Annotated in this window: 23 protein-coding genes and 1 pseudogene; 14 read left to right on the top strand and 10 right to left on the bottom strand. The window is 68.8% G+C overall.

Annotated features, from left to right (window positions below; all coding sequences use genetic code 11):
• A pseudogene (locus VGP60_RS39520) lies at nt 1–132 on the bottom strand (IS30 family transposase); the annotation flags it as partial.
• A gap of 64 nt (nt 133–196) precedes the next feature.
• Nucleotides 197–628 (bottom strand): DUF6223 family protein, encoded by a 432-nt coding sequence (locus tag VGP60_RS39515; protein ID WP_414640475.1) that lies wholly within the window; start codon nt 626–628, stop codon nt 197–199.
• Nucleotides 629–844: 216 nt separating this feature from the next.
• Between VGP60_RS39515 and VGP60_RS39510 the strand changes: the two genes are divergently transcribed.
• Together VGP60_RS39510 and VGP60_RS39505 are read left to right on the top strand one after the other, a co-directional pair.
• Nucleotides 845–1,963, top strand: a complete 1,119-nt coding sequence (locus tag VGP60_RS39510; RefSeq protein ID WP_327553347.1) for a sensor histidine kinase — start codon at nt 845–847, stop codon at nt 1,961–1,963.
• Complete coding sequence (locus VGP60_RS39505) at nt 1,960–2,622, top strand: response regulator transcription factor (protein ID WP_327553346.1); 663 nt, start codon at nt 1,960–1,962, stop codon at nt 2,620–2,622. Before VGP60_RS39510 ends, VGP60_RS39505 begins: the two co-directional genes overlap by 4 nt.
• A gap of 85 nt (nt 2,623–2,707) precedes the next feature.
• Here the strand turns inward: VGP60_RS39505 and VGP60_RS39500 are convergent, their stop codons facing one another.
• The 4 genes from VGP60_RS39500 to VGP60_RS39485 all read right to left on the bottom strand — a co-directional run bounded on the left by VGP60_RS39500 (nt 2,708) and on the right by VGP60_RS39485 (nt 7,607).
• Entirely contained in the window at nt 2,708–4,762 is a 2,055-nt protein-coding gene (locus tag VGP60_RS39500; RefSeq protein WP_327553345.1) for a glycosyltransferase, read from the bottom strand.
• Nucleotides 4,759–5,415: a DUF998 domain-containing protein gene (locus VGP60_RS39495; protein WP_327553344.1), complete on the bottom strand. Its 657-nt coding sequence runs from the start codon at nt 5,413–5,415 to the stop codon at nt 4,759–4,761. Before VGP60_RS39495 ends, VGP60_RS39500 begins: the two co-directional genes overlap by 4 nt.
• A gap of 72 nt (nt 5,416–5,487) precedes the next feature.
• A complete protein-coding gene (locus VGP60_RS39490) occupies nt 5,488–6,906 on the bottom strand; it encodes a HAMP domain-containing sensor histidine kinase (protein ID WP_327553343.1) in 1,419 nt (472 codons plus the stop codon).
• Nucleotides 6,903–7,607: a response regulator transcription factor gene (locus VGP60_RS39485; RefSeq protein WP_327553342.1), complete on the bottom strand. Its 705-nt coding sequence runs from the start codon at nt 7,605–7,607 to the stop codon at nt 6,903–6,905. Before VGP60_RS39485 ends, VGP60_RS39490 begins: the two co-directional genes overlap by 4 nt.
• A 118-nt stretch (nt 7,608–7,725) precedes the next feature.
• On the opposite strand from VGP60_RS39485, the gene VGP60_RS39480 reads away from it, so the two are divergent.
• The gene (locus tag VGP60_RS39480; protein WP_327553341.1) at nt 7,726–8,349 is read left to right on the top strand and encodes a DedA family protein; all 624 of its coding nucleotides are present in this window, start codon (nt 7,726–7,728) and stop codon (nt 8,347–8,349) included.
• Here VGP60_RS39480 and VGP60_RS39475 read toward each other — a convergent pair.
• The 4 genes from VGP60_RS39475 to VGP60_RS39460 form a co-directional block, all read right to left on the bottom strand.
• The gene (locus VGP60_RS39475) at nt 8,316–9,623 is read right to left on the bottom strand and encodes a HAMP domain-containing sensor histidine kinase (RefSeq protein WP_327553340.1); all 1,308 of its coding nucleotides are present in this window, start codon (nt 9,621–9,623) and stop codon (nt 8,316–8,318) included. The genes VGP60_RS39480 and VGP60_RS39475 overlap by 34 nt on opposite strands.
• Before the next feature lie 36 nt (nt 9,624–9,659).
• Nucleotides 9,660–10,352 (bottom strand): response regulator transcription factor, encoded by a 693-nt coding sequence (locus tag VGP60_RS39470; RefSeq protein ID WP_327553339.1) that lies wholly within the window; start codon nt 10,350–10,352, stop codon nt 9,660–9,662.
• Between the two features lie 286 nt (nt 10,353–10,638).
• Entirely contained in the window at nt 10,639–11,211 is a 573-nt protein-coding gene (locus VGP60_RS39465; protein WP_327553338.1) for a phosphatase PAP2 family protein, read from the bottom strand.
• A gap of 121 nt (nt 11,212–11,332) precedes the next feature.
• Nucleotides 11,333–12,169, bottom strand: coding sequence for an undecaprenyl-diphosphate phosphatase (locus VGP60_RS39460; protein WP_327553337.1), 837 nt, complete (start codon nt 12,167–12,169; stop codon nt 11,333–11,335).
• A gap of 397 nt (nt 12,170–12,566) precedes the next feature.
• Between VGP60_RS39460 and VGP60_RS39455 the strand changes: the two genes are divergently transcribed.
• From VGP60_RS39455 to VGP60_RS39405, 11 genes are all read left to right on the top strand, one after another.
• Nucleotides 12,567–13,757, top strand: coding sequence for a sensor histidine kinase (locus tag VGP60_RS39455; protein ID WP_327553336.1), 1,191 nt, complete (start codon nt 12,567–12,569; stop codon nt 13,755–13,757).
• Nucleotides 13,754–14,410 carry a response regulator transcription factor gene (locus VGP60_RS39450; RefSeq protein ID WP_327553335.1) on the top strand — a complete coding sequence of 219 codons (657 nt, stop codon included), beginning with the start codon at nt 13,754–13,756 and terminating at the stop codon, nt 14,408–14,410. The genes VGP60_RS39455 and VGP60_RS39450 overlap by 4 nt, the downstream gene beginning before the upstream one ends.
• 102 nt (nt 14,411–14,512) lie before the next feature.
• Nucleotides 14,513–16,045: a hypothetical protein gene (locus VGP60_RS39445; RefSeq protein ID WP_327553334.1), complete on the top strand. Its 1,533-nt coding sequence runs from the start codon at nt 14,513–14,515 to the stop codon at nt 16,043–16,045.
• On the top strand, nt 16,042–16,473 hold the full coding sequence (locus tag VGP60_RS39440) for a FixH family protein (RefSeq protein ID WP_327553333.1): 432 nt from the start codon (nt 16,042–16,044) through the stop codon (nt 16,471–16,473). The genes VGP60_RS39445 and VGP60_RS39440 overlap by 4 nt, the downstream gene beginning before the upstream one ends.
• Before the next feature lie 41 nt (nt 16,474–16,514).
• Nucleotides 16,515–17,666: a hypothetical protein gene (locus VGP60_RS39435; protein WP_327553332.1), complete on the top strand. Its 1,152-nt coding sequence runs from the start codon at nt 16,515–16,517 to the stop codon at nt 17,664–17,666.
• Nucleotides 17,663–18,220, top strand: a complete 558-nt coding sequence (locus tag VGP60_RS39430) for a hypothetical protein (protein ID WP_327553331.1) — start codon at nt 17,663–17,665, stop codon at nt 18,218–18,220. Before VGP60_RS39435 ends, VGP60_RS39430 begins: the two co-directional genes overlap by 4 nt.
• A 118-nt stretch (nt 18,221–18,338) precedes the next feature.
• Entirely contained in the window at nt 18,339–20,153 is a 1,815-nt protein-coding gene (locus VGP60_RS39425; RefSeq protein WP_327553330.1) for a M48 family metallopeptidase, read from the top strand.
• 192 nt (nt 20,154–20,345) lie between these two features.
• Nucleotides 20,346–20,945, top strand: coding sequence for a helix-turn-helix domain-containing protein (locus tag VGP60_RS39420; RefSeq protein WP_327553329.1), 600 nt, complete (start codon nt 20,346–20,348; stop codon nt 20,943–20,945).
• 121 nt (nt 20,946–21,066) lie between these two features.
• Nucleotides 21,067–22,155 (top strand): hypothetical protein, encoded by a 1,089-nt coding sequence (locus VGP60_RS39415; protein ID WP_327553328.1) that lies wholly within the window; start codon nt 21,067–21,069, stop codon nt 22,153–22,155.
• Nucleotides 22,156–22,324: 169 nt separating this feature from the next.
• Entirely contained in the window at nt 22,325–23,533 is a 1,209-nt protein-coding gene (locus VGP60_RS39410) for a DUF5624 domain-containing protein (protein WP_327553327.1), read from the top strand.
• A 96-nt stretch (nt 23,534–23,629) separates the two neighbouring features.
• On the top strand, nt 23,630–24,799 hold the full coding sequence (locus tag VGP60_RS39405) for an amino acid ABC transporter substrate-binding protein (protein WP_327553326.1): 1,170 nt from the start codon (nt 23,630–23,632) through the stop codon (nt 24,797–24,799).
• Nucleotides 24,800–24,806: the final 7 nt, after the last annotated feature.

Here is a 24,806-nt window from a genome sequence, read left to right as displayed (position 1 = left end):
GCGCCCGTCCGGGGTCCGCCGCGGGCGGCGGATCGCCCGCCCGGTGCGCAAACATTCCGCCAGCTCACGGCGTAACGCACCCCGGCCCTGCACATACAGTGCCTGGTAGATCGTCTCGTGGGTCACGTGCATCCTCGGCTGTAGCCACTCACGAGCCACCCACCCAAGCCGAGCCCGGCCGCCCCACTGCTTGTATTCAGCCGGTCAGTTGGGTGCGGCGGGCGCGGATCAGCGCCAGCCCACCGAGGACCATGGCGATCACACCCACCGCCAGTGCCACGAAGCCGCCGACGATTCCGTAGCCGGTGCCGGGACCACCGCCGGCCGCGGCGACGACCAGCCCGCCGATGACCGTGCCGGTCAGCCCTGCCATCAGGGCCTGGATGGCCCCCTTTCTTCCGTTGCCCTTGCCGATACGGCCGGCGGAGCGCGCCAGAGCCAGCCCGCCGATGACCGTGCCGGCCAGCCCCAGCGCTACGGCTACCAAGGACCAGAGACGCCCGGCGGTCATGGTGCTGACACTGGCGGCGATCGGTTGGGCCAAGACGTGCGCGGCTGCCGGTGTGGCGAACCCGAAAACGCTGAGCTGGGTGGCTGAGGCGGCGGCAAGCAGGTAACGGACGGACATGAAGTGCTCCTCTTCCTCCTACGACTGGACATTGCTGAGCATGTCCACCGGACCACCGCTGGTCGTCCCGCCAGCGCGGGCAATTCGCGCTGCCGTCGCCGCGGTAGCCGGCTGCCGCGCGTGCCGTAGGAGCCGCGAAAGTACCGCGTGTGCGGTAGGCCGCAGATCATCCGCGCGCGGGAGTTGCCCGCGCGAACATCTGGCTAGGGTTCACTCATGCGCGGGGGACGGATCGGCGTCAGAGACTGGGCGATCGCTGTCGGCGCGGCGGCGATCTTGCTGGCTACCGGACTGTCGAGGGATCATTCGCCCACGATTCTCGACCCGCTGGGCTACGCGTTGTTGACAGCTGGTGGCCTGGCGCTGGCCGCGCACCGCCGGGCTCCGGTCACCGTGCTGGCCGTCACCGGGTTGTGTGTGCTGGGTTATCAAGCCGTCGGTTTCGATGTGCCGGCCGTCGCGTATCTGGTCGCGGTGTACGCCACGGTACGGGCGGGACACCACATCGTCACGGTGGCGGGTTCGGTGGTCATGGTGGTTGCTCTTCCGTTCGCGACCCTGGCCTCTCCCCAGGACTGGTCCGTGGCCGAGGCGTTCACGCAGAGCCGGGACGTCCTGCAACTGGCCTGGCTGATCGCCGCCGCTGCGGCGGGTGAAGCGCTGCGACAGGCCGAGCGCCGGGCGGACGAGGCCGAGCGCACCCGTGAGGAGACCGCGCGGCGCCGCGCCGACGAGGAGCGGCTGCACATCGCGCGGGAACTGCATGATTCGCTCACCCACCAGATCTCCGTCATCAAAGTGCAGGCCGAAGTCGCCGTCCACCTGACCCGCAAGCGAGGTGAACCGGTGCCGGACGCACTGCTGGCGATCCTCGGGGCCGGTCGTGAGGCGGCCAGGGAGCTGCGAGCGACCCTGGAGGCGTTGCGAGACGACGAAAAGCACCCGTCGCACGGGCTCGACCATGTTCCGGATCTGGTGGAACGGGCTCGGGCGACCGGTCTGGACGCCAAGCTGACGATCGAAGGACAACGACACGACGTGTCGGCCGCGGTGGGCCGGACCGCTTACCGGATCGTTCAGGAGTCGCTGACCAACATCGCCCGGCACGCCGCCGCCGCGACGGCGTCGGTCCGGATCGACTACCGTCCTGACACGCTGGCCATCCGGATTGATGACGACGGCATGGCCACGCCGGACACCGCGCCGACGCCCGGCGTCGGGCTGCTGGGAATGCGTGAGCGAGTCGCCGCCCTCGGCGGTCACCTGCGCGCGGAACCGCGAGACGAGGGCGGCTTCTCCGTGCAAGCCGAACTCCCTGTGGACCGAACGTCGTGATCCGTGTCCTGCTGGTCGACGACCAGCCACTCCTGCGCAGCGGATTCCGTGCACTCCTCGAGGCCGAGGCCGACATCGAGGTGGTGGCCGAGGCGGCCGACGGGAGCGACGGCTTGGCGCTCGCCAGGAAACATCTGCCCGACATCGCGCTCATCGACATCCAGATGCCGGTTGTCGACGGCATCGAGGCGACCCGGCGCATCGCCGCGGACCCGGCCCTGGCCGGGGTACACGTGGTCATCCTGACCAACTACGGCTTGGACGAATACGTCTTCGACGCGTTGCGCGCCGGCGCCGCCGGATTCCTCGTCAAGGACATCGAGCCGGAAGACTTCCTGCATGCCGTACGGGTCGCCGCGCGCGGCGACGCGCTGCTCGCCCCGTCGATCACCCGCAAGCTGATCAACCGGTACGTCACTCAGCCGCTCCACCCGTACACCGGCACTGTGCTCAAACAGCTGACCAACCGCGAACGCGAGGCTGTGGCCCTGGTCGCGCAGGGCCTGTCCAACGACCAGATCGCCGACCGCATGGTGATCACCCCGATGACCGCGAAAACCCACATCAACCGCGCCATGACGAAGCTCCACGCCCGCGACCGCGCTCAGCTCGTCGTCCTCGCCTACGAATCCGGCCTGGTCGTGCCTCGGAACTCCTGACCTCCGCGGTCCGGGATGCAGGCATGCCCGCCGATGACTGAAGCTCCATAGGCCGGCTTGCGCGTGAGCGGAGCCCCGGACTCGCTCAGGCGACCGGAGAGGCTACCCCGGCAGCGAGGGCCGCCGAGGGATGCCGGGCATCGATGGCCTGGTGGTAGAGGTCGCCGAAGACGTCGAGGGTCCGGTCGATCCCGTGCCCGGCGATGATCTTCCGGCTCGCCTCGCCCATCTCACCGCGCAGCGCCGGGTTGCGCGCCAGCTCGGCGAGACACCGGGTGAGCTGGCCGGTATCACCTGGCGGGTAAAGGAAACCGTTGACACCCGGGCGAACGAGATGTGGCAACGCCATCGCGTCGGCGGCGATCACCGGACGTCCGGCGGCCATGGCCTCCATCGTCGCGAGGCTCTGCAGTTCCGCGGTACCGGGCATGCAGAACACGTCACAGCGCCGGTAGGCCCGGACGAGTTCCTCGTCGCTGACGAAGCCGTGGAACCGGATCCGGTTCAGCACACCGATCTCCGCCGCCAGCGCGACGAGCTTGTCCCGGCACGCCCCGTCTCCGACGATGTCGGCGCGCACGTCCGGCAGCGTTGCCATCGCCCGGATGAGTTCGTCGACGTTCTTCTCCTTGTCCAGCCGCCCCACGAACAGCACTGACATTCCTGTGCCCGCGACGTTTTCGCCGGACTCGTAGTGGCCGATGTCGATCCCGCAGGACACCGCCCGCGCGCTGCCGGGCAGCCCGTTCGTTTCGAGCAGTTCGACGGCGCGTGGTGTCGGCGCGGTGACGACGTCGGCCTGCCGGTACACCCGCACGAGGTCCCGCCACGCCCACCGCGCGATCGGGTCCCGCAGGGCCTGCGGCACCGGCGCGTAACCGAGCAGGTTCTCCGGCATGAAGTGGTTGGTCGCGATCACCGGAACCCTACGGTCGTGTGCGGCTTTCACCATCGCCCGGCCGAGCGAGAAATGGGACTGCACATGGACGACGTCCGGCTGGATCAGGTCGAACAGTTCCGGTGCCGCGCGCGTTGCCTGCCACGGCGCGCAGATGCGGAAGGTCGGGTGGAACGGCGTTCCCAGTGATCTGACGCGGTGAATCGTGATCTGCCCGTCCGACACCACGGCCGGCTTCGGCGTGTCCGCGGGGCAGACCACGTGGACGTCGTGCCCGCGCGCCGCCAGGCCCCGGGCCAGCCGGTCGGCGAAGTGCGCGGCGCCGTTGACGTCCGGCGGGAAGGTGTCCGCGCTGATGAGGATCCGCAATCCTTGCCCGGGCGGCGGCGTAGTCGGCATGTCGGGCTCCTTGGAGTCGTGCGGATCGGGCACCGATCGCGCCAGTACGAGCACCCCGGCCACGGCGACCAGGGCGAAACCGGCCTGCGCGAACGCGAGGACCGGGAGGGTGTGGGCGGCCTCGCCGTAGAACACGAGACCGACGGTGACAGCGGTGAGCGGATCGACCACGGTGGTCGCGGCGACGACGATGCCGGTCGGCCCGGCGGCGTAGGCCTGGTGCATCAACCAGCCACCCATGACCATCAGCAGCACGGCTTCGGCGGCCAGCACCACCCCGTTGCCCAACGCGCCGCTGCCGAGGATGTCCAGGGAAGCCGCCCTGATCAACGCGGAACCCAGGCCGAAGAGGACTGCCGCCGACGTCGCCAGCGCGAGGCAGCGCGCCCGGCCGTGGGCGGACAGTCCCGCCGCGGCCAGCGCCAGCGCGCCCACGACGACGAACTGCGCCGACCACGGATCCGGTGACGTCGTCGCGGGAGAACCGCCCGCGAGCGCGGCGAGCAGGACAAAACCGCCGACCCCGGCGCACACCGCGAAGACCGCTGTGCGAACCCGGCTCGTCCGGGAGCCGGGCAAGACCGTCAGCACCAGGCTGAGCACACCGATCGGCTGCACGACCGCCAGTGGCGCGAGGGAAAGCGCGATGATGTGCAGGGTGCTGCCGGTCACCGCGAGCGCGGTTCCGGCCAGCCACCGCGGGCTGCGGACGACCCGCCCCAGCGCGCCGGCCCCCAGTGTCTCGCCGTCGCTCGTGGCACGGACCGCGCCGTGCTGCAGCCGGACGGCCGCGGCGAAGAAAAAGGCCGCCAGCACCGCACAGCCGATGGCGAGCGCGATCATCGTGCTGCCCTCCGCACGGTCGTGGCCACCGCGACGAGCAGGGCCAGTTCCGCGATGAGTGCGAACCGTTCGAGAAGGCCCTCCGGCAACGCGGGCACGACCTGCGCGAACCCGAAGGACGCCGCGGTGATCATTCCCACCACACTCAGACGACGGACCAGCCGGGCGGCTGACGTCCACAGTGGTTTCGCCGCCAGCGTTGTCGCGAGCGTCCAGCAGGCCAGCGGCAGGCAGGTCAGGAACACCGCGCCGCCGAACCGGTGGATCTCGCCGTGCAGGGTCGGATCGTCGGCGGCCCGGTTGCCCGGGAAGACCGCGACGAGCAGCAGTCCGGCCGCCCACAGTCCGAAAAGGACATTGGTGAGCGTGGTGCGGACCAGTCCCGCGTCGCTCATCGCCATGACCAGGGCGAGACCGGCAAGCAGTACCAGCAGGATCGCCACGACGAACCACGCGCGCCCGGCGGAGAAGAAGGCGTAGTCGCTGACGGGGTCGCGGAACAGGTCGACCTGCCGCCACAGCACGACGGTCAGGTAACAGATCACGACCTGGGCGCTAACGGCCAGCGTCACCGCCAGCCGGGCAAGCACGTCCGCCCGGGCGCGGAGCCCGGATCCGGTCTTCGCCGGGGCGGTGCGGAGGGTGGTCGTCACCCCATGAACGGTGGCCGCCGATCATGAGAATCCGATGAAGATCCGGCGGGCTTTGGTTAAGAACCCGCCGCGTCAAGAACCGCCGCGTTTCAGCGTCATCGAAACCCGTGCCCCGCCGGACTCGGTGTTCGCCGCCGAGACCGTGCCGCCGTGCAGGTGCGCGACCTGTTCGACGATCGCCAGGCCCAGTCCCGAGCCCGGTAGCGCCCGGGAGGCTTCGGCGCGGTAGAACCGCTCGAAGACGTGGGGCAGGTCCTCCTCCGGGATGCCCGGTCCCTCGTCGGAGACGGTGATCCGCACGACGCCGTCGTCGGCCACCACGCTCGCCCGGACAGTGCCGCCCGGCGGGCTCCATTTGGCCGCGTTGTCCAGCAGGTTCAGCACCGCGCGTTCGAGGGAAACCGGGCGCCCGAGTACTTCGGCGGCGATCAGCGAGGTCTCGAAGCGCACCTGCGGCGCCCGTGGCCGTGCCCGTTCGACGGCGGTCGCGACCACGTCGGCCGGTTCGAGTCGTTCCAGCGGTTCCGGGGTCGTGTCTTCTTTGGACAGTTCGACGAGCTCGCCGACCAGTGTGGACAGCTCGATGGACTGGACGTCGAGATCGGTCAGCAGCCTGTTCCTGTCCTCGTCGGACAGGACCTTGGCGGGATCGCTCTGCACGGACGCGTGGATGAGCAGCTCGACGTTGGCGCGCAGGCTCGTCAGCGGGGTCCGCAGTTCGTGTCCGGCGTCCTCCACGAGCCGCCGTTGCGCCGCGCGGGAACCGGCGAGCGCGTCGAGCATCGCGTTGAACGCTTCGGCCAGCCGGGCGATCTCGCCTTGGCCGTTCACCGGGATCTTCGCGGTCAGGTCCTGGGTGCGGGCCACTCGCTCGGCCCCGGCCGTGAGCACGTCCACCGGCCGCAAGGCCGCGCGCGCCACCACCAGGCCGACCAGCGTGGCCATCGCGATGCCGACGAGCCCGACCAGGCCGTGCCACAGGCCCAGTTCCGCCAGCGTGTTTTCGATTCCCTCGGCGTCCCTGGCGACCTGCGCGGCGCCGTCTGGACGCTGCACCGTCCACACGCGAAAGCGGTCGTTGCCGATCTTGACGACCTCGTTCTCGTCGGCGAGGCCGCCCGCGGCGACGTGCCGCGCGTTCGTGCTCACCGGGATGGACGGCACCTCACCGGCCGCACCCGCCGGGTTCCCGGCCTGGTCCAGGAATTGGACGGTGACCCTGGGGGGGTGGTCCGAGTCGGGTTGCATGTTTCGCCGGTCGGTGGTGGCCAGCGTCGCCAGCGCGTCGGCCGGCGACCCGGTCTTCGCCGCGAGCTGCGCTGAGGTGGACAGCTGCGCGTCGAACTGCTGGTAGAGCTTGGCCCGCACCAGCAACCACGACGTGAGCGAAACCCCCACGACGGCGATGGCGACCGCCGCCGCGGCCATCACTGTCAGGCGGGTCCGCAGCGACATCTCCCGCCACCGCCGCTTGCGCAGCCACGCCTTCACAGCGGGTCCTCGCGCAGGACGTACCCGACCCCGCGCACGGTGTGCAGGAGCCGGGGCTCGCCGTCGGCCTCGAGCTTGCGGCGCAGGTAGCTGACGTAGACGTCGAGCCCGTTGGAGGACGCGCCGAAGTCGTAGCCCCACACCTGCTCGAACATCATCGTCCGGGTCAGCACCATCCTCGGATGGCGCAGGAACGTCTCCAGCATCGCGAATTCCGTCCTGGTCAACCGGATCGGCCGGGGCCCTCGGGTGACTTCCCGGGTGCCGGGGTCGAGCACGAGATCGGCGAAGGACAGCTGGTCACCACCAGTGCTCGGCGGGCTGGGCGGCGCCGCGGCGTATTCGGTCCGCCGCAGGAGCGCCCGGACCCTGGCGAGCAGTTCCTGCAGGGCGAACGGCTTCGCGAGGTAGTCGTCGGCGCCCGCGTCGAGCCCGGCGACCCGGTCGGACACGTCGCCGCGCGCGGTGAGCATCAGCACGGGGACGTAGTTGCCCTCGGCGCGCAGGACCCGGCAGCTGTCGAGCCCGCTGAGCACCGGCATCATCACGTCCAGGATCACCCCGTCGGGTTTCTCCGCCCGGATGACCTCCAGCGCGCGGGCCCCGTCGGCCGCGATCGACACGGTGTAGCCCTCGAACCGCAGGGTCCTGGACAGCGAATCGCGCACGGCGGCTTCGTCGTCGACGATCACAATGTGCACGGCACTCCTCGGTCTCCTTTCTTCACACCATAACCAGCCGCGGAAGGCAAACTCCGGATTAACCAACGCAGGGCCGGTTGTTTCCCTGGGGACTCTTAGCGTCGGCATCGTGCACACTATGGCTTTGAACATCCTTGACTCGCGGTCCCTGCTCACCGGGCTCGGCGCGTTCGGCGTCTTCCTGGTGATGTTCGCCGAAACGGGCCTGCTGATCGGGTTCTTCCTGCCCGGCGACTCGCTGCTGTTCACCGCGGGCGTGCTCGCGGCCACCGGAGCGCTCGGTGGCGGGTCGTCGTTGCTGACGCTGATGATCGCGGCGGCGGCCGGCGCGCTCATCGGCGCGCAGGTCGGTTACGTGATCGGCCGCCGAGGCGGCACCGCGCTGCTGAAACGCATCAACCGGCCCAGCGTGAACGAAGGCGTCGAGCGGGCATCGAAGCTGCTGGAGAAGTACGGCCACGGCAAGGCGATCATGCTGGCGCGGTTCATCCCGGTCGTCCGCACGGTACTCAACCCGCTCGCCGGGATCGTGGAGGTGCCCGCGCGGACCTTCGCGATCTGGCAGATCCTCGGCGGTCTGTTGTGGACGGTCGGGGTGATCCTGGCCGGGTACGCGCTCGGGTCCTCGGTGCCGAACATCGACACCTACCTGCTGCCGATCATCGCCGTGATCGTGCTCGTCTCCCTGAGCCCGCTGCTCCTGGAGTTCTACCGCTCGCGCCGTGCCAAGCGCACGTCCTGAGCCTTGGCCGGCAGCAGCAAGGTGAACATCGGCGGCGCCGGGGTGGTCAGCCGCAGCCGTCCACCCTCGGCCTCGGCGAGGCTGCGGGCCAGTGCCAGCCCGATGCCGTTGCCGACGCCCGTGCTCGACCCGCGGGTGAACAGATCCAGGTCCCCGCTGACGCCGGGGCCTTCGTCGCTCACGTCGACGGCGACGGCGTCACCCGCGTCCCGAACGGTCACGGTCACCGTGCCCCGGCCATGGGTGACGGCGTTGTCCAGCAGCACCCCGAGCACCTGACGGACGGCCGCCGCCGACGCCGTGGGCGGTGGCGGCTCCCGGGACTCGATCCGCAGCTCCCGGCCTTGTCCGGCGAGTAGTCCGTGCCAGCCCTGGCGCACCTCGTCGAGCAGGGCGTCGAGATCCATGACCGTGCGCGGGGTGCGGGTTTCCCTGGCCAGCGTCAGCAGGTCGTCGATCGTGCTTTCCAGCCGGTCCGCCGACGTGATCGCCGAGGTGATCGCGCCGCGCAGATCCTCGTCCGGGGTCTCCAGCGCGTCTTCGAGCTGCATCCGCAGCCCGGTCAACGGCGTGCGCAGCTGATGCGAGGCGTCCGCGGAAAACGCGCGCTCCCGCTCGAGGGTCTTGCCGATCCGCTCGGCCGTGGTGTCCAGTGCGTCGGCGACCTGGTCGATCTCGGAGATCCCCGCGCGACGGGTCCGTACCGTGAAATCGCCGTCACCCAGCCGTTCCGCGGACGCCGAGAGCTCTTCGAGCGGGCGCGCCAGCCGTGCGGCCAGCCCACGGGCCACCAGCCAAGTGGCACCGACGGCCACCGCGGCGAGCCCGAGCATCGCCAGCCAGGTCACGATGTTCCGGCGGTCGAGTTCAGTCAGCGGGGTCGCGGCGCGGACGATGCCGGTCAGCGTGGCGCCGTTGATCACCGGGACGGCGATCACCAGGTCGCTGCCGACCTCGCCGCTCGCCAGGTCGGTGTCGCGTGCGGCCATGACGACGAAGTCGGCTGTCGCCGGGCCGATGCCCAGGCGAAGGTGGCCTTCCGGGGAGTACAGCCCCACGTTGTCCTCGGCGGCCGTCGCCGGAAGCACGGGGGTGCGGCCGGGGTCGGAGAGGTCGTCGGACATCGTCAGCGCGGCGGAATCCGCGGCGCGTTCCAGTTCGGCGCGTTCGTCGTCGAGGTAGTACCGAGCCACGATGAACGCGAAGGGCAGGCCGAACAGGCCGATGGCGAGCACGGCGGCCACCACGGTCAGGGTGACGATACGTCGGCGCACGGTCTCCGGCTTCCTGTCCGTCGTGGCCGCGGGGGCTTATTCATCGGGGCGCTCAAGGCGGTACCCGTGTCCACGCAGGGTCGAGATCTGCGGTGCCGGGACATCGGCGCCGGACTCGGCGAGCTTGCGGCGCAGCGCGGCGATGTGCACGTCGAGGGTCTTCGTGGAGCCGTACCAGTGCTCGTCCCAGACGTCGTTCATCAGCGTGCTCCGGCTGACCGCGACACCGGGCTCCTGTGCGAGCCTGGCCAGCAGGTCGAACTCCTTGGTACGTAACGAGATTTCGATCCCGCCGACGCTGACCCGGCGCCCGGCGACGTCGAGCTGGAGCGCCCCGATCGTGATCGCCGCACCACTGCCGTCGGTCGACCTGCGCCGGAGGTGTGCGCGGACCCGGGCGTGTAGTTCGGCCAGCCGAACCGGTTTGGTGAGATAGTCGTCGGCTCCGGCTTCGAGGCCGACGACGACGTCCATCTCGTCCTGGCGGGCGGTCAGGATCACCAGTACCGCCGCCGGGGCCAGTGCCCGCATCCGGCGGCAGACCTCGACCCCGTCGAGATCGGGCAGTCCGAGGTCGAGCAGCACCAGGTCGAAGTCGCCGCGCGTGGCGTCTTCCAGCGCCTCGCGGCCCGTTTGCCGCCACGAGACGTCGTAGCCGTGACGGCGAAGGCTGGTCTGGAGCACGTCGCCGATCGTCTTGTCGTCTTCCACCACCAGCAGCCGTGACATGATCGCAGCGTAGCCACAAATATCGGGCCGCGTCGAACCCGAACCGGTGGTCGAAGGGTAAAACCGGATTTTGCCGACCGTGAGCGGGATGTTGGCGCGGCTTCGGATATGCTCGTGGCTCCTGAATCCCATGACACTCCACTGTGGATCGCCATCTGTCGACAGATGGCGAAGGCTCTTGCCTGCCACTAACTCTGGGCTGGCTCGGAGCGCACCGCGCGATCCTTACCGTCGGAATCATGGTAGAGGAAAGCGCGGCAAGAAAAAGAAGGTCCGGACACCCCGCTTATCGCCTCGCCCGCACGGAATGCCGCGTCCGGACCGAGCTGACCGACGAGGTCAGCGGCCCGAGGAGAAGGACGCCGCTGTAGCCGATCACCGCGCCGACGAGCAGGCCGGCGACGACGTCGTGTGGGTAGTGCGCGCCGACATACACCCGCGACGCCGCCAACACGAGCGCGTAGATCCAGGCGAAAAAGCTCCAGCGACGCGAGGTCAGGAACAACGCGGCCGCGAACGACGCCGCCAACACGGTGTGGTTACTGGGGAACGAGTAATCCGTGTGCGCGTCGCACGGCAGGATCGTGAGCACGTTCGGCAGGGCCTGGCACGGCCGCGGCTCGGCGATCAACTGTTTGAGGCCGGAGTCGAGCAGGTACGAGGCCAGTACCGCGATCGGGATCCACAACGCCTTCGCCACGGTCTCGTCGTCGCCGTGCCTGGCCCGCCACAGAAGCCAGAGGATGACGAGTCCTTCGAGGATGAGCGAGTAGTTGGTGACGCCGATCCCGATCGCGTTGAGCCACGGCGTGTGCTGGGCGAAGCCGACGACGTCGAGGTACCACGAGTCGTCGATCATCGCCTGCCCTCCGCTCGGGAGGGGGAATCGAACATGAGGTTAACGGTGAGAGGCACCTGGTCAACGGTAGGGCGGCGACGGTCAACGCTGTGCAGTCATAAGGTTAGCGGTGGGTTAGCGCCTATGAAGCGAGTACGCCGGTGCCGAGCAGGCCGAAGATCACCACGCCCAGGATGATCCGGTAGATGACGAAACCGTTGAACGAGTGCTTCGCGACGAACTTCAGCAGCCACGCGATCGAGGCGTAGGCGACCACAAAGGACACGACCGTGCCCACGATCAGCGGCAGCATGTCGACCCCGCCGCCGACGGCGTCCTTCAGTTCGTAGATGCCCGCGCCGGTCAGAGCGGGGATGGAGAGGAAGAACGACAGCCTGGTGGCGGCCACCCGGTCGAGGTCGCGGATCAGCGCGGTGGAGATCGTCGCCCCGGAGCGGGAAAAACCGGGGAACAGCAGGGCGAGGATCTGTGAGCAGCCGACGAGCATGGAGTCGGCGAAGGTGATCTCGGCTTCGCCCCGGTTGAGCTTGCCGACGCGTTCGGCGGCCCACATCAGCGCGCTGCCGACGATCAGGGAGCCCGCCACGACCCACAGCGACGCGAGCGCGCCCTTGATGAGCGGCTGGAACAGCAGTCCGGCGATCACGATCGGGATGGTGGCGAACACGATCCACCAGGCGAACTTGTAGTCGTGGCTCTGGCGGGCTTCCGCGCTGGCGATACCGCGTCCCCAAGCCGCGGCGAAGCGGATGATGTCGCGGGCGAAGTACACCAGGACCGCGGCGATGGCGCCGACCTGGATCACCGCGGTGAACCCGACGACGGCGTGGTCCTCGACGGGGATGTGCATCAGCCCTTCGGTGATCTTCAGGTGCCCGGTCGAGGAAACCGGGAGGAATTCGGTGAGCCCCTCCACGATTCCCAGTACGACGGCTTGGCCGATATCGATCACGCTCACTGGATTTCCGTCCTCAGGTAAATGGGGAATACGGGCCGCGGTCCTCCGCTCGGCCGTGCGGTAGTTCTACACCATGACGAATTCCGTCCGAAGTCAGCGTGGAGCGGAAAACGCGCGCGAAATTGCCGTGCGTTAACCGCCTGGTTGCCTCCGTCAGGGAGGGCTCGGGTAGTCAGGTGGAATAGCGGACATTATTTGGGTAAATGTCCGTATTGTGGGCCCTTGGTGGTCGGCTGTGAATTTCGGAACAAGGTGAACCGTCCCGGGACTCGAGGTGAACGCTGTCCGGATCCGCGACTGTTGACGTCCGCCGCGGGGTCCCTCCTGCGAGTGACGTCTGTGGTCCGCCGGCTTGAGATGATGATCTCGACATCGCGCGGGAGGGGGAGCTGGACCTATGTTCGCAGGATTGGGCGACCTGAGCCGGTCGCTGGGGCGTCAGTCGCAGCTGGTCGCCGTCGTGTGCCTGGTCGCCGACGTCGCGCCCCTGCTGCTGCATGCGTCCCGGGCATCGGTCCCGCCCTGGTACTGGTTTCTGGTGGTCGCGGCCGTCCTCGCCGACCTCGCGCTCGCCGCCCCCGCCCGCTTTTCCGGCCAGGTCGCCGTCGTCCACGCCCTGGTCCAGGTGGCCGCGGCGGTCATCCTGCCCAGCCATTCGGGGGCGGATGCCGACGCGAACGACGCCGGGAGCCTGATCGCGGGTTACCGAGCCGGGGCCTGGCTTCGCGGCGGGCCCGCGATCTTCGCGCTCGTGGCGTTGATCTGCGGGGTCGTCGTCGGCCACGCGCTGGGCGGGGAGACCGACTGGGCCGACCTGCTGTTCAGCGCACTCAAGGGCGCGGTGCTGCCGTGGCTCGTCGGCCGCTACACCACCGCCCGGCGCGCGCATCTCGCCGAACTCGAACAGCGGGCGGAGAACGAACGCCGGGACGCCCAGCACGCCATCGCGCGGGCCGTCACCGACGAACGCGGCGCGATCGCCCGCGACCTGCACGACGTCATCTCGCACCATGTCAGCGCGATCGGCGTGCACGCGGGCGCCGCGCGACTCGGCCTGGCCACGTCGTCGGGAGAGGTGGTGCTGGCCAAAGCACTGAGCGAGGTCGAAAGCTCGAGCCAGGCCGCCCTGATGGACCTTCGCCGGATGCTCGACCTGCTCCACGGCGACGACGTCGACGGAGCCCGCCAGCCCGGACTCGACAACCTCGACGAGCTGGTCGACGGAGTCCGCGCCGCGGGAATGGCCGTGCGGACGCGGATCACCGGTGTCCGGCAGGACCGGTTGTCCGGTTCGCTGGATGTCGCGCTGTATCGGATCACCCAGGAAATGCTGACCAACGCCCTGCGCCACGGCGACGGGACCACCGTCGACCTGCGTATCGACCACGAGGACCACGCCGTGACGCTGTCGAGCGAAAACGCCGTGCACCCGCACCCGGCTCGTGAACCCGGCGCCGGAAACCACCGGGGGCTGGCCGGGATCCGCCACCGCGCCGCGTTGTTCGACGGCGACGTCAGCTACGGCCCCGATCCCGACGGCCGCGCCTGGCGCATCGCCGTCGTCTTCCCGCTGGCCCCCGCGTCATGACCTTGCGCATCCTGCTGGCCGACGACCACGCCACGTTCCGCTCCGGGCTTCGCCTGGCCTTGGAGACGCAGCCTGACCTGCGCTGCGTCGCCGAAGTCGGGGACGGCCGGTCAGCGGTCGCCGAAACCCTGCGGCTGCGACCCGACATCGCGATCCTCGACGTCCGCATGCCGAAACTCGACGGGCTCGGCGCCACCGAAATGATCCTCGCGGTGCCCGGCGTCGAGACGAAGGTCCTGGTGCTCACGACCTTCGACAACGACGACTACGTCTACCGCGCGTTGCAGGCCGGGGCGAGCGGATTCCTGCTGAAGAGCATGCCCACCGCGGAACTGGTGACCGCGGTGCGGATAGCGGCGAGGGGAGACGCGCTCATCGATCCCTCGGTCACCCAGCGCCTCGCCGGCCGGTTCGCCCGCGGTATCGCACCCAGGGAAGAGCCCGCGGAACTGTCGCGTTTGACCGCTCGGGAACGGGAAGTCTTGCTCCTGCTGGCCGACGGGAATGCCAACGCCGAAATCGCGGGACTGCTCCACGTCGGCGAGGAAACCGTCAAAACCCACATTTCCCGGATGCTCGCGAAACTGGGCCTCCGCGACCGCGTGCAAGCCGTCGCCTATGCCCACGTGAACGGTCTCGTGCGACAACGCTGAACAGTCCCAGAAACCGTGGCTTGACGAGTCCCCAAAACGAGTGATCTTCACTCCCCGCTGACGGTGACGTTTCGGACCGCCGCGACTCCTAGCGTTATCCGCATGATCTTCGAACGTCTGCGGCCCGCGCTGATCGCGGGATTGTGCGTGCTGTTCCTGGCAGGCGGAAACGCACCGGCGTTCGCCGATTCCCCGTCCACCGGCGGGGATCTCACGATCGCCCAAAGCCTCGGCGACCGTGAACTCACCCTCGTGCTGCGCCGGGTCACCGGGACCCCCGGACCACTCCACGTCGACGTCATCACCCACGCGGGCACCGCCCCAGGACGGCTCACCATGTCCGCGACACCGATGGGGATTACCGGCGCGTCCTCCGCGCTACCCGCGGCCGGAGTCCCGACCACCCAAGCTGTACTCGACATCGGACAGACGCCGGGAACGTATTCCACCGGATTGGACGTCGACCGCCCCGGCCCATGGGAACTGGCCCTCGGCGACGGCTACCGCGTGGCACACATCCCGTTCCTGGTGCCGGTGCAGGCCACTTCGCCACCGGAACGCGCGGTGTACGGGGGATTCGTCGCCGCCGGGATCCTGCTGCTGGTGTCGGTACTGGTGGCGGCGCGAGCCCGGCGCGGTGGCTGGGTGCTGCTGCCCGCCGCTGGCCTGGTGGCCGCGATCGCGGTGGCGGTGACGGGCGCGGTGCTGTCGGCGTCGCTCCCGCTTCCGCCGCAACCGGGCAGCCAGCTCGACCCCACCATCGACAACGTCACCGATCCCTACGCGCGCAACGGCCCGCTCATCACGGACTTCTCCCGCCCGCCGGTCCTGCTCGCTCCCGGCGGAAACCCTTTGACCGCGGGAAAACCCGGCGAGCTGGAACTGAATCTCACCGACGGCGCCACCGGTGCCCCGGTCGACGACCTGATCATCCACGACAGTGCGCTGATCCACCTGCTGGTCGTCAGCCCGTCCGGGCGGCTGTGGCACTTGCACCCGATCCGGACCGCATCCGGCCGCTACCAGCAACATCTGACGCTGCCCGAACCCGGCCACTACGCGGTGTCGGCAGAAATGGTTCGCCGCGGGGGCGGGGTCCAGCTCGTGCGCGTCCCCGCGGGTCTCGACGTCTCCGGCACCGGGCCGGTCAGCGCCCCGGTGAATCCGGTCGTCCTCGCTGATGGCGCCACGGCCGGTTCGGCCGACATCGGCGGGACTTCGATCGGCGTCGAGGTGGCCAACCCGGCAGCGGGACGTCCCGCCGCCGTCACGGTCCAGGTCGGGGGCACCGCCGACCTGCAGCCCTGGCTGGGCATGGCCGGGCACATGATCGTCGCGGGACCTTTGCTCAGCGACACCGATATCGGGACAGCGGTGGGGAAAGCGCCGGTCTGGGCGCACGCCCACTCCATGGGCGGCGCCGCCGGGACAGGTCGGGTGGCCATGCCCCCGGTCAACGGGGACAGCACCCCCGACGAGACCGTCGCCGCCTACGGCCCCGACGTCTCGTTCACCTACAGCTTTCCCACGGCGGGCCGGTACCGGCTCTGGATCCAGGTCGAACGCGCCTACGCCGTCATCACGATCCCCGTCGTCCTCGACGTACCCGCCGCAACCGAAGGAGGCAGGCGATGACCGCCACTATTCCCACCACCCGCCGGATACTCATCGCGGGCGTCGCCGCCGCGGCGATCGTCGTCATCGGAGTTCTCGTCTGGTTCCTGCGGCCCACCCCGGCCGGACCCGTGGTGATGCACGCCGGGACACCGCACCACGCCGTCACCGCCACCGTCGGAAGCGCGAAAACCGGGACCACCGCCATCGACATCGACCTCACCGACCGCGCGGGCGGCCCGGCGCTCCCGGCCACGGTGGAGATCGAGGCGGTGATGCCGCTGATGGGTCATGCCACCCCGCCGGTCACGGCCGTCCCGAGCGGCGGCGGCCACTACCGCGCCGACGCCGTACCGCTGCTGATGGCCGGCCCCTGGGAACTACGGCTGTCCATCAGCACAGCCGACGGCGTCGACAACCTCACACTGCCGATCTCGGTTGGCAACTGAACCCCTTGCCACACCACGCAATTACGACGAAAGGGCACACCATGGATCTCGTCACTTCGGCCGCGGAGACCGGCCGCGCCGAACCTCCGGAAGCCGCCGATGTCGGCTTCGCGGCCCGAGCGGGCGCCTGGGGCGTGCTCGCCGGCACGTTGATCACCACCGCGGGCATCAGCTGGGACGTGCAATGGCACGTCTCGGTCGGCCCGGACACCTTCTTCACCTTGTCGCACCTGGCGCTCTACTCCGGTACCACGATCGCCGGGATCGCCAGCCTGGTCATGGTGCTGCTGTCGACCTCCGCCCAGCGCGCCGGCCGATCATGGCCGCGTGCGGCGGGCGGCACACCCGTCCGGGTCTTCGGCGGCACGTTCACCGCGCCGCTGGGCTACCTGATCTCCGGGATCGGCGCGGCGTCGTTCCTGCTCTACGGGTTGCTCGACCTGTGGTGGCACTCGCTCTACGGTTTCGACGCCGTCCTGAACTCCCCGCCGCACGTGGCGTTGTTCCTGTCGATCTCGACCACGATGGTCGGCAGTGTGATCGTGTTCGCCGCGGCCCACGACCGCCGCTGGGGTCAGCTCGGCACCATCGTGGCGATCCCGGTCCTGATCACCTTCGCGCCCATCTGTGCCAACGCTTTCAGCGGTCTTCCGCTGCCGTTCGATCCGACGATCGCCGGGGTCGTGTTCTTCGCGGCGATGTTGCCGATCATCGGCGCGGGTATCCTGCGCCGGCCCGGCACGGCGATCGGGATCGCCGTGGTTCTCGGTGCCCTGCAAGGATTCCTGTGGTGGTTCTCCCCGTGGGCATCGGCGGCCTACGCCGCCTCGGTCGGGCTTCCGCTGCGTGATGGCCTCACCCCGCAGCCGCCCGAAGTGCCTGGTGCCATCCCGATGTTCCTGATCGTCGCCGCGGCCGCCGTCGAGTTGCTGCTGTGGCAGGGCCGCAAACGTGGCTACGACGGGAAGACCGTCCTGCTGGTCGCCGGTGCCGTGTCCGGGCTGATCATCGCGGCCAGCATCCCGCTGCAGCAGGTCCTCATCAATCCGACCTCGGCGATCACCGGGTCGGCGGTCGTGGCTCTTCTGATCGCCGGTGTCGTTTTCGGTGCCCTCGGCGGTTTCCTCGGCTCCCGCTTCACCGCCATGCTCCGCGCACTCGCCCCCGTCACCGCCATCAAGGAAGCCCGATGAGCATTCGAGTCCGCCGACCGCGCCGCGCGGTCATCACTGTCGTGGCCGCGATCATGTTGAGCCTGGTGTCTGCGGGCCCCGCGATGGCCTACGCACCGGTCGGCATCGTCCACACCGAACACGTCAAAGCCGGTCCTTACGACGTGACGCTGGGGTTCTCCACCTGGCCGATCCGCGCCATGCAGTCACTCGACTTCACCTTTGTCCCCGCCGGCGGGATCGCCGGGAAGTCCGGGTCGCTGCTCATGGACGGCCCCGGCGTCAAGGACGACGAGCACGTCACCCCGCTCGTCCGCCATCCCCGCAAACTGGACAGCTGGGGCCTGGACGTCAAGTCGCTCAACGCGCCCGGCACCTACAGTTTGGGCTTCGCCGTCGACGGCCCCCAAGGCCATGGGGAGGGGACGCTGCCCGGCCTCACCGTGCTTGCCCAGCCGGGGCCACCGGTGGCGCTGAGCTGGCTCGTCGGTTCGCTGCCGTTTGTCGGCCTGGTCGTCTTCTTCGTGATCGCCTGGCGACGGACCCGTCCCGGCCGCCAGGCGCTCACCATCTGAGTCGACGGTGACTCGTCACACCGGGATCGGTCGGTTCGCGCCATGCGCGGGCCGACCGGTCGGCGGTCCTCCATGTCCGTGATTCTGAATTCGGTACGGGAGTGGGTAATGTGCCCCCATGCGTCCATGGAACACCGTGGTCAGGGCCGCGTTCTCCCTGCTTGTCCTGCTGGGGTTCTACGCGCTGATCACCGGGTGCTTTGTGCTGGTGGCCTTCGGTGGAGGCCTGCTGCTGGGCGCCATCGACAACGTCGCGCTGTTCCTTCTCGCCGGTCTCACCCTCGGCCTGCTGCTCGGCGCGTGTGTCGCTGCCTTGCTGCAGCTCAAGGCGAAGCCATTCGTACCGAAGGGTATTCCGCTCCTCCGGGATGACGCGCCCGGGCTGTGGGGCACGCTCACCGAGTTGGCCGACACGGTCGGCACGCGCCTGCCCGATCAGGTCTGGATCATCGCCGTCCCGAACGCTGCCGTCGTCGAACGGCGGAGGCTTCTCGGTCTCCTGCCCGGCCGTCGTATCCTGCTGGTCGGCTTCCCTCTGCTGCAGGGCTTGTCCTACCAGCAGATGCGTGCCGTGCTCGCCCACGAGTTCGGCCACTATGGACGCCTGGACGGCAGGCTCACCGCGCTCGGGTACCAGGGGCACGTGGCCGTCGCCCGGATGCTCGAACGGTTTCCCCGCTCGACGCTCAATCCGCTGTCCTGGCTGTTCCTTGGCTACGCGAGGATGTTCATCCTTACCCAGCGCTTGGCCAGCCGACGCCAGGAGTACCACGCGGACAAGGTCATGGGTCGGATCGCCGGGCGTGCCGCGGCGCAGTCGGCGTTGCGAGCGCTGCCGCTGCTCGGCGACGACTGGGACCGGTATCTGCACGCCTACGTCAACGCAGGGCTCGTCGTCGGCTTGGCGCCCGACAACATCTTCGGTGGTTTCGCCGAAATGCTGGACGCCAGGCGCGAATGGTTCGTGACAGCCGATGTGCCGTTCCGGCCGCTGTCGCACTGGGACACCCACCCGCCGACCCTGGATCGGTTGTGGGCGCTGGAAGCCACGCCCGAGGTGTCCGATGTGGACGACCGGACCGCGCTGGCCATGGTGGCCGACGCCGCCCTGCTCGCAACGCGGCTCGAGGTGGCCGTTTTCGATTTCGGCGATCGCCGCCGGGTGCCTTGGGACACTTACCCGCTGGAAACGGCGCTCGCGCTCCTTCGGGAGTCCGCAGACAAGGCGTATCGGTCGATCGCCCGGTCCGCCGGGCAGGAACAGGGAAGCCTGGAGTTGCTCCTTGCCCTCTGTGCCGGCGGAGACGAGCAGGCTGTCGCCGTCATCGAGGACGAGGTCGTGTCGGCCGTCCTTCTCGCCGCGTACGAGGCCGGTTCGCTCCGGTATACCCACCGATGGGACGAGGTCTCGGAGTTCCAGCGTCAGGACGGGTCCACCGTGGATGGCTATGAGCTCGTCGACGATCTGATCGAGGCGACTCCCGAGGGTGCCGACCGGGCCCGCGCCACGCTCACCGGGCTCGGTATCGACCTGGCGGCCGCAGCCGGAAGCAGCAGGCGGTTGTCGCCACGGGGTTCAACGATCATGGGCGCGCTCGCGCACGTCAAGATCGACGACCGGCTCGGCTACCTGTTCGTCACCGACCTCGGCCTGCTCTTCGTCCACTGCACGGCCAAGAGCAACGACAACGGGAAAGTGGCGCTTCTCCAGCTGATGGAGAACCCACCGGCGGCACTGGCGGCCCGTGGGGGCTCGCTTTGGCTGCCATACGAAGAGTTCGCGCGGGTCGAGAAGCATCGGAACGTGCCCATCAAGGCGACCCTGACCCTGCACGGGGGAGCGGTGCACAAGATCGCCGCCGTCTACAGCGGTTATTCCCACCGCGATTCCCACACCACGATCCTGGACGTGATGACCCGTCACGCTTATTGAATGGGAAGGCAGACGTGGCGTGCTCTTCTTTCGGGACGCCACGAGGCACTTTCTCGCCAAAGCGCCGTCCTCGCCAGGGGCGTACGGGGCGAGCTCGTCGCGGATGTCGTTCGCAAAGGTGCCGTGGGCTATCGTCTGACCTGGATGAAAGTGGCGTCACTTTCACAATCGATGTCGGACGGGGGTCGTGTGGTGGGGGAGACGAAGTCCCATCGTGCCGAGGCGGAGTTCAAGGCTGCCGCTCGCCGGGTGTTCGCGCGCCAGGGCTACGCGCCGACGAAGATCACCGACATCACTACCGAGGCCGGCCGTGCGGCCGGGGGGATCTACCGGTACTTCGAGTCGAAGGCCGCGGTGCTGAAGGCACTCGCCGACGACTTCATCGCGGCGTTGCACGAGCGAGTGGCCGGCAGTGCAGGGCATGCCCATGCCATGACCACGGCGGAGCACGTGCGCGAGCACGTCGAGGCGTATTGGAAGACCTACCGCGAATTCCTCCCCGAGATGGTCGCCATCTACCAGGCCTCGATGTCCGATCCCGTGTTCGCCGGGATCTGGGAGGACATGCGTGACCGGGACGTCGCCATCTGGTCCGCGCATTTCCGCGAGTTGCGCGCGCACCATGGCAAGTCCGTCGAGGACGCCCCTCGGATCGCCGTGATGACGCGGGGTCTGCTCGAGCAGCACTGCTACACCGTCATGCTCGGCGCGGAGGTCGGCGACAACGGCGGCCGGGACGATGCGGAGATCGAGGCGCTCGCCCGTTTCGTCTACGGGGGAGCCCTGGCCTGACGGCCGAGCCCGCCACGTGATCGGCCGGTTCGATCCTGGTGAAGGTATGGCGTGACCAAGGGGCAGCTGCTAATGTCCGAAATGAAAGTGAATTCAGATTCATACGACGAAGGAGTCCACCGTGGAGGGGAAGCACCTGCGCGAGAGGTATCGGATCCCGACGTCCGGAGCCAGGGCAGTGGAGTCTTTTCGGGCCGGTGGCCACGACCTGCTGGCGATCCCGCAACTTTCCCGCGACGCGCCGGGGACCCCGCCGGGGATGAACGGTGGTGACAGTGACACGGACCTGCTGCTCCTGCGCCGGGAGACAGGCGGCTACGCCGAGCACCAAACGCTGTTCGCGCCCGGCGGTGAGGACGCGGAGTTCTTCGTCATCGACGACCAGGCCTTCCTCGCGGTGGCGAGTATCCGGTCGGGCAAAGGCCCTTACGAATACGCGGTCGACTCGGTCGTGCACCGCTGGGACGGTGCGGAGTTCACGCCGTTCCAGGTGTTCCCGACCTTCGCCGCCAAGCAGTGGCGCCACTTCACCTTGGGCGGCAGGCACTTCCTGGCACTGGCCCAAGGCGTCTCCCTGCCGCAGTACGTCGCCTCGAACCGCCCTTCGGTGATCTTCGAGTGGTCCGGCGAGAAGTTCGAGCCGTTCCAGGAGATCGAGTCGGCCTGGGCCTACAACTGGCACTTCTTCGAGCTGGACGGACACTTCTTCCTGGCGCACGCGGACCACGTCCAGCCGAGCAGGCTGTACCGGTGGGACGGTGAGCGATTCGTCCACCATCAGGACCTCGTCGACCAGGGCGGCCGCGCGTTCGCCACCTTCGAGGCCGACGGGCGGACCTACCTGGCGTGCGCCGTGATCGAAGCGGATTCCGTTGTACACCAGTGGAATGGCGAGCGTTTCGTGCACCACCACGACCTGCCCGGTGCCGGTGCGCGGGAGTTCGCGGTCATCGCCAGGGATACCGGGCTCTACCTGGTGCGGGTGAACTTCATCGTAGGCGGCCGGGAAAACCCCGTCACGGCCGTCGACTCGCAGCTCTACCGCTGGGACGACTCGCGGCTTGTCGAGGTCGAACGCTTTCCCACCACGGGTGGCACAGACGCCACCGTCCACCACGACGGCGAAACCCTGCTGGTCGCGGTGTCCAACAGCCTGACCGCGGACGTGCGGTTCGCCGCCGAGACCGTCGTCTACGAGTTCACGGACTGAGGGCGTGTCTGGTGGATCTTGTTCGCGGTATCCGCGCCCAGGCGGCCCCTGGTCGCACCGGGGATTCACCCGACGTCCAGTACGAGGGCGAATCCCCGGCACAACCAGGAACCACCTGGATCACGAATCCCATCGAACAGACCCACAAGACACGCCCTAAGGGGAACGGATGAACACCGCCGCACTCGACGGAAGTGCCGTCCAGCACAGGGAAAGCCCTGAGCTGGTGGACCTCTTCCACGCCTATACCGCCGGCCACGACACCATCGGGGCGAGGCTGACCGCCGCCCGGGCCGACCGCGGCCACGCCGACCCGCTGATCGTCGCCACCGGCCGCGACATCGCACTGTTCGCGGGAAACGGCGCCGCGCCCGAGGTGGAGAGCTTCCGCATGGGCAACCGGGGTTTCAAGGAACTCGCGGGCGTCTCCCACCTGGGCCCCGCCATCGCCTCCCTGGTGCTCACCAAGGAATTGCGTGGCGACGACTCATGGCGAACCGACGCGGAGCGCCTGCTCGGCAAGGTCCAAGTCGCTCGCGCGGCCAACGACGCCGAGGTGTGGCGCGACGAGATCGCGGTGGACGCGTTCCGCGGCATGGAGAAGTCGATCGCCGACATGGTCGACTACTCCTGCGCGGTGACGGCCCGCTATCTGCGCCGCGCGCTCGCCGACGACAGCTATCTCAACTCGACGACACTGCGCACCGACTACCTGGCCGGAGACGGCTCCGCCGACCTCCCCGTGCCCGTCAACCACATGATGGTGGCGACGTTCTTCCTGGCCGGGATGGACGCGGCGCACCGCGTGATGCGGTGGTTCGACCGGCACCCGATCGACTGGCACGAAGCGATGGTGCTGGTCGCGGGCAGGCAGGGCCGGCCCACGGCCGGCGTCACCTGGAACACCAGCAGCGTCGCGACGATCATCGTGGGCGCGTCCCGCAAGCGGCTGCCCCTCGAACGCCTCTACATGGCGCCGCACGCACCGGTCTTCGACACCCCGGCCGAGGGCGACCTGTCCGGGGTCGCGGCCATCGAACCGGCGATGCGCGAGCTCTGGTTCTTCATCAGGGTCACGGTCGAACTCGGGCGGACCATGTTCCCCGGCTATCCCGCGTTCCAGCCGAACTCCTTCGAGGCGCCCGATCTCACGGCGCGGCAGCACGCGGTGATCAGCGAGATGCCGGTGATCCACTCGCCCACCGACTTCGACGCGATGATCACCCGAATGCGGATGGTGCTGGAAGACCCCCGCCAGCTGCTGTCCGGCGCGGTCACGGACTTCGCCGTGGACCAGCTCATCATGCACGACAACGATCCGACGAAGGTGATCGTGCCCGGTCTCACCGGCGTCGACTACCCGACAGGCCTTCGCTGACCACCGTCCGTTCGAACAGAGGTCGCCATGCAACGTCGCATTCCCGCCACTATTCCTGCTTTCGGAAGACGTACTTTCCTTCTGGGTACCGGTGCCGTGCTGGTCACGGCCGCCTGCGGAGCCCCGTCCACGGGCTCGTCGTCGACCGGCCCGATCCGGATCGGCGCCTCCCTGCCGCTGACCGGTCCCGTCGCCGACGTGTCCAAACCCGGCCACCAGGGCTACCAGGCGTGGCAGAAGAAGGTGAACGACGCCGGCGGGCTGCTGAACCGCCAGGTGGAGTTCGTGATCCTCGACGACGGATTCGACCAGAACACCGTGGTCGCCAACTACAACAAGCTCATCAGCCAGGAGAAGGTCGACCTGCTGGTCGGGACCTTCTCCTCGTTCCTCAACCTGCCCGCGTCCGCCATCGCCGAGCGCAACGGGATGGTCTACGTCGAACCGTCCGGTGGTGCCGCGGAGATATTCGAGCGCGGCCTGAAGAAATTGTTCTTCGCCCAGACGGGAACCACGAAGGACGTCCCCGACCGGTTCGTCGAGTACATCGCGTCGCTGCCGCAAGCCGACCGTCCCGCGACCGCGGCGTACCCCACCCAGAACGACCCGAGCGCCGACGTGGCGATCGAGATCTTCAAGCAGAAGTTCGAGGCGCTCGGCATCCGCACCGTCTACAGCGAGAACTACCCGCCCGACACGACGAACTTCGACACCATCGCCAGCACCATCGCCCAGGCGAAACCGGACCTCCTCGTGCACGGTGCGCTGGAAACCGACGGCGTGGCCATGATCCGGTCACTGCAGAAGGTCGGCTTCAGCCCGAAGTTCCTGTTCCAGACCAAGGCGCCCTCATCCCCGTTGACGTTCCCCAGCGGTATCGGGGAAGCCAACACCGAGGGGATCTTCACCACCGCGGCCTGGCACCCGGACGCGAAGAACCCCGGCAACGTCGACTTCGTCTCGGCGTACCGGACGCAGTTCGGTGAGGACCCGACAGAGGACGCCGCGTCGTCCTACACCGCGGCGCAAGTGCTCCAAGCCGCGGTCGAGGCCGTCGGCAAGATCGACCAGAACGCGATCGCCGACTGGCTGCACGCGAACGCCGTACCCACGATCTCCGGTCCACTCGCCTGGGACGAACGAGGCGTGCCCAAGGCGTCCATGCTGCTCGTCCAGTGGCAGAAGGGACAACTCGAGGTGGTGGCCCCGGCCGACGCCGTGACCAGCACCCAGATCGTGCGCCCCAAGCCGGGTTGGGCGGGGTGACATGGTC

It is taken from the genome of Amycolatopsis sp. (assembly GCF_036008905.1).
GTDB lineage: Bacteria > Actinomycetota > Actinomycetes > Mycobacteriales > Pseudonocardiaceae > Amycolatopsis.
This window is presented reverse-complemented; position numbering and strand designations above follow the sequence as displayed.